5 protein-coding genes are annotated in these 4924 nt (G+C 59.0%); all 5 read right to left on the minus strand.

The window, feature by feature from the left end:
• Positions 1-581: NAD-dependent epimerase/dehydratase family protein (locus tag R6U20_RS04265; RefSeq protein ID WP_410336630.1), on the minus strand; the 581-nt coding region annotated here is incomplete at its 3' end.
• Positions 582-716: 135 nt separating this feature from the next.
• The gene (gene pnp / locus R6U20_RS04270; RefSeq protein ID WP_410336631.1) at positions 717-2843 is read right to left on the minus strand and encodes a polyribonucleotide nucleotidyltransferase; all 2127 of its coding nucleotides are present in this window, start codon (positions 2841-2843) and stop codon (positions 717-719) included.
• Between the two features lie 196 nt (positions 2844-3039).
• The gene (rpsO, locus tag R6U20_RS04275) at positions 3040-3306 is read right to left on the minus strand and encodes a 30S ribosomal protein S15 (RefSeq protein WP_410336632.1); all 267 of its coding nucleotides are present in this window, start codon (positions 3304-3306) and stop codon (positions 3040-3042) included.
• Positions 3307-3406: 100 nt separating this feature from the next.
• Positions 3407-4375: a bifunctional riboflavin kinase/FAD synthetase gene (locus R6U20_RS04280; protein WP_410336633.1), complete on the minus strand. Its 969-nt coding sequence runs from the start codon at positions 4373-4375 to the stop codon at positions 3407-3409.
• On the minus strand, positions 4372-4924 hold a 553-nt coding region (truB, locus tag R6U20_RS04285), incomplete at its 5' end, for a tRNA pseudouridine(55) synthase TruB (protein WP_410336634.1). The genes R6U20_RS04280 and truB, both read right to left, overlap by 4 nt.

Consider the following 4924-nt stretch of genomic DNA (forward strand, 5'->3'; position numbering starts at 1 on the left):
TTCAGCATCTGCTCAATAAAAATCGCAACGACACCTGCTTCTCCAGCCGGATTCTGACGCGGTCCGTACACGTTTGCGTAGCGCAGCGACACGTAGGGGATGCCATACTCTTCGCGGTAGAAGTCCAGGTACTTCTCCGACGCCAACTTACTCACCCCATACGGCGACACGGGGCAAAGTGGATGATTTTCATCTTGGGGCACGTGCACCGGATCACCATAAATGGCTCCCCCGGTTGAGGCAAATAACACACGCTGAAGCCCATGCTCGCGCCCTGCTTCCATCAGGGTCAGCAGGCCGTCGATGTTAACAGAGGCGTCTTCCCGCGGATGCTTGACCGATTCGCGGACGTTCATCTGTGCAGCGTGGTGCACAAGCATGTCGAAGCGCTCAGCTTTTACAAGTGCCGTTGCTTCCTCGCTTCGTATGTCGAGATGGTGGAAGGTGGCGCCAGGCGGCACGTTGGCCCGTTTCCCACCCGAGAGGTCATCGACGATGTGCACGTCGTGTCCGTCCTCAATAAATGCTCCAGCAACGTGGGAGCCGATGAATCCGGCTGCTCCACTGCAAAGTAGTTTCATTGCAATAACGGTCTATTGTATGATTGCGTCAAGGGCTACGCCCCATACAAACGTAGGGGCAATCGGCAGTGATTGCCCCTACGCAGTGTGTTACAACCTGTAGACAGGCCGTATGGGTCGTGTGGATGCGCAGATTTAGCGCCCCGACCCATTCTCATTATCGAGGAACGGCTTCCGCGTCAGACGCATCTTGCCGTCGTCGCGTACTTCCAGCAGGTGGACTTTCACCTTGTCGCCCACTTTCATGTAGTCCTCTACGTTTTCGACGTAGTCATGAGCGATTTCGGAGACATGCAGCAGTCCAGTTTTCTCGGGCATGATCTCGATGAAGGCGCCGAAGTCGCGGATGGTTTTCACCGTGCCCACGTAGTCTTCGCCTTCTTCGGGAACGGCCACGATCTGCTTCACGCGCTCGATGGCCGCCTCGGCATCCTGCTGATTCTTGGCTGCAATGGTGACCAGCCCCACGCCATCCTCTTCTTCGATGGTGACGTCGGTGTTGGTTTCGTTCTGAATGCTCTTCACGACCTTGCCACCCGGCCCAATGACCGCCCCGATGTGCTCGGGATCGATCGTGAGCTTCGTAAGGCGCGGTGCGTATTCCGAGAGGTCCTGGCGCGGCGCAGGCAGCGACTGCTCCATGGCGTCGAGGATCTCCATGCGGGCTGCGTTCGACTGCTTCAGCGCCTTGGCAAGCACCTCACGCGAGAGTCCGGCTACCTTGATGTCCATCTGGCAGGCGGTAATACCATCGCGTGTGCCCGTGATCTTGAAGTCCATATCGCCAAGGTGATCCTCCAGACCGAGGATATCGGTGAGGACTTGCGTGCGCTCACCATCGGTGACGAGTCCCATCGCGATGCCCGATACCGGTTTCTTGATCGGGACCCCGGCGTCCATAAGTGCGAGGGAGCCCGCGCAGACGCTGGCCATCGAGGAAGAGCCGTTCGACTCCATCACATCCGCGTTGATGCGAATGACATACGGGAATTCATCCTGTCCAGGGATGACCGGGCGCAGGGCACGTTCGGCGAGCATGCCGTGTCCAATTTCGCGACGTTTCGGGCCACGCAGGAAGCTGGCTTCGCCGACCGAGAACGGCGGGAAGCGGTAGTGCAGGTAGAACGACTTGTCGGTGTCGTCGAACACCTCGTCGACCGGCTGCACATCTTTCGAGGTGCCCAGCGTAAGGGAGCCCAGCACTTGCGTTTCACCGCGGGTAAAGATCGCCGAGCCGTGCACGCGGGGCAGGTAGCCTGTTTCCATTGAAAGATCGCGTACACTCGTCAGATCGCGCCCGTCGACGCGTTTGCCATCGGCGAGGATCATCTCACGCATCGATTCTTTCTCGACAGCGCTTACCGCGTCGCGGATGGTACCAGCATCGAATCCGTCTTCGTCGTCGGAAGCGAGCTCTTCAACCGCGTCGCTTTTAATTTCGTCGATGCCCGTGTAGAAGGCTTCCTTTTTGTACGGAGCGCGCACGTGGTCGGCCACACGCTGGCCGAACTGGTGACGCACTTTCTCGATAGCCGCTTCCGGCGTAACGTGCTGCGTCCATTCAAAGTCGTCGGCGGTGCCGAAGGCGCGCGCCAGTTGCTCTTGGCCGTTGCACAGTTTGCGGATGGCGACGTGCGCGGTGTCGAGCGCGTCGATCATCTCATCTTCGCTGATCTCGTGGGCCTCGCCCTCAACCATGACCAGCGCGTCTTGCTTGCCAGCCACGATGAGGTTCATGTCGCTTTCGGCGGTCTGCTGGATCGTAGGGTTGATCACAAACGCGCCGTCAACGCGGCCTACGCGGACCTCGGCCATGGGGCCTTGGAACGGGGCTCCGGCCAGCAAAAGCGCTGCCGAAGAGCCCACGCCCGCAAGAATGTCGGCGTCGTAGTCGTCGCCTGCCGAAATGACGAAGTTGACGAGGTGCACGCTGTGGTAGAACCCGTCCGGGAAGAGCGGGCGGATCGCCCGGTCCACAAGGCGAGCCGTTAGGGTTTCTTTGTCAGTGGGACGTCCTTCGCGTTTGATGAAGCCGCCGGGCACCTTGCCGCCTGCCGCAAACTTTTCGCGATAGTCAACGGTCAATGGAAAGAAGTTTTTGCCCTCTTGAATCGAGTCAGAGAGCGTGGCGGTGGAAAGCACCATGGTATCGCCAAGCCGTACCACGGTGGAACCGTTGGCCTGACGGGCGATGCGCCCGGTTTCGATCGAGAGCGATCGTCCCGGAGCAAATTCGATAGATTGGATGGTTGCGTCTGGCATGTATAGGTATCTCGTTCAGTCAACAACTGGTGATGGGCCCGAAGCGATGTGGCACTTCTTCTGAAAGCACCCTTCGGTACAGCCCGTCTGTCACGTACAGCAGCACCAGCGCACACGAATGCGTGCTGTGGAGCTGCGTGGGATAAAGCACAAAAGAAAGCGGCACCCTGAATTGAGCAGGATGCCGCGAATCGTGCTATTTACGAAGCCCCAGGTCTTGGATCAATGCACGGTACCGCTCTACGTCTTTGCCTTTGAGGTAGTTAAGCAGGCGGCGGCGCTTACCAACCAGCTTCAGCAGTCCGTGGCGTGTGGAGTGATCGCTGGGATGCTCCTTAAGATGGTCGGTTAGGTTGCTGATACGCTCGCTAAAGATCGCGATCTGCACCTCGGCAGTTCCAGTATCATTGGGACTGTTGCCGTATTCTTCGACCAGTTCGCTTTTGCGTTCTTTTGTAATCATACAGGGGGATTCAGGATTAATTCCTCTTTAGATTATACCATGCTAAAGAAGATACTGGGTTGCGTCACCTTCTATGTTCGGGGCGCCACATCCTCAGCATTCACAAGCATCCGCTTTCTGTCGTTGAGGGAGTACTTGCAGCTTCCATAACACGTATGCAATGAGTTCGATCTTCCGAAAGTTGCGCTTTTAGTGCATCCACCGAATCGAATCTGACCTCGCCACGCAGTCTTTGCACAAACTCTACGCACAACGTCTCATCGTACAGATTGCCTTCGAAATCGAGCATATGCACTTCGATCGTTGGCGTCGTACCGTCAAAGGTTGGGCGCACGCCGATGTTGCACATTCCCACATGCGGCTCGTGTAGCGCACTGCCGTGCACTCGTGTCGCGTAGACGCCATGACGCGGCACACAAGAGCGTGCATCGTTCAGACGAATGTTGGCAGTGGGAAAGCCAATGGTGCGTCCGCGCTGATCGCCGCGCTCTACCGTACCAGAGAGGGTGTAGCGTCGGCCCAGCAGCTGGGCCGCATCGGCAACAGCTCCCTCCTCTGTGATCTGTTTGCGGATGCGGGTGGAGGAGATTACCTCGTCATCCTCGGCCTGAGGCGGAATCTCTTCGACGGTGAAGCCCAGGTCGGCCCCCATGGCCCGCAGGAGCGACACATCGCCCCCTCGGTTTCGCCCAAAGCGGTGGTCGTAGCCCACAGCAATAGCCTGCAGCCCAATGGTCTCCCACAGCACCTCGCGCACATACGCTTCCGGATCGTACTGAGCAAGTTCTTGCGTAAAAGGCAGCACAACCATGCGAGCAATCCCCAGATGCTCCAGCGCCCGCGCCCGCTCTTCGATCGTTGTGAGCAGCGGCACGTCGGCGTTGCGCACCACCGCACGCGGATGCGGATCGAATGTAAGTACAGTCGGTGTGCCCTGCAGGGCTTTGGCGCGCTCACAAAGAAACGAAAGAATGGCCTGATGCCCCCGGTGCACGCCATCAAAGGTGCCGACGGTGACGACCGAAGACGCATCGCGCTGGATCTGTTCCCAGCCAATCTCGCGTGTCATGAGGAGGAGTCGGTGCTTGGAGACGGACAGGTACGAAGCAGCGCGTTGAGGGCCCAGGCGTTGTCTACAGCATACGACCCGATGTGCGTGCGGCGCAGCGCGGTCAGGTAGGCCCCCGAGTCCAACACCTGCCCCAGGTCGTGCGCAAGCGAGCGGATGTAGGTGCCCTTGGAGCAAACCACCTCAAACGTGACGTCGCGTCCCTCGCGGTGTAGGACGTCAAACGCGTCTACGGTAACATGGCGCGGCGGGCGCACGGCGGTTTCGCCACGACGCGCTTTCTTGTAGAGCCGCTCGCCCTTTACCCGCACCGCCGAGTACATGGGCGGACGCTGCGTGATGGTGCCCTCAAACTGCGAGGTGGCGGTCTCCAGATCGGTATCGGTGATGTGCTGCCACGGGTAGGTGGCATCTTCGGGCTGCTCGCGGTCGTACGTGGGAGTCGTAGCCCCCAGGCGCAGCGTGCCGCGATAGGTTTTTCCCAGATGCATGAACGCATCTTGCAGTTTCGTAGCTTTGCCCAGCAGCAGAACGAGGAGCCCCGTAGCC

Origin of the sequence: Longimonas sp. (genome assembly GCF_046498435.1) — a bacterium.
GTDB lineage: Bacteria > Bacteroidota > Rhodothermia > Rhodothermales > Salinibacteraceae > Longimonas.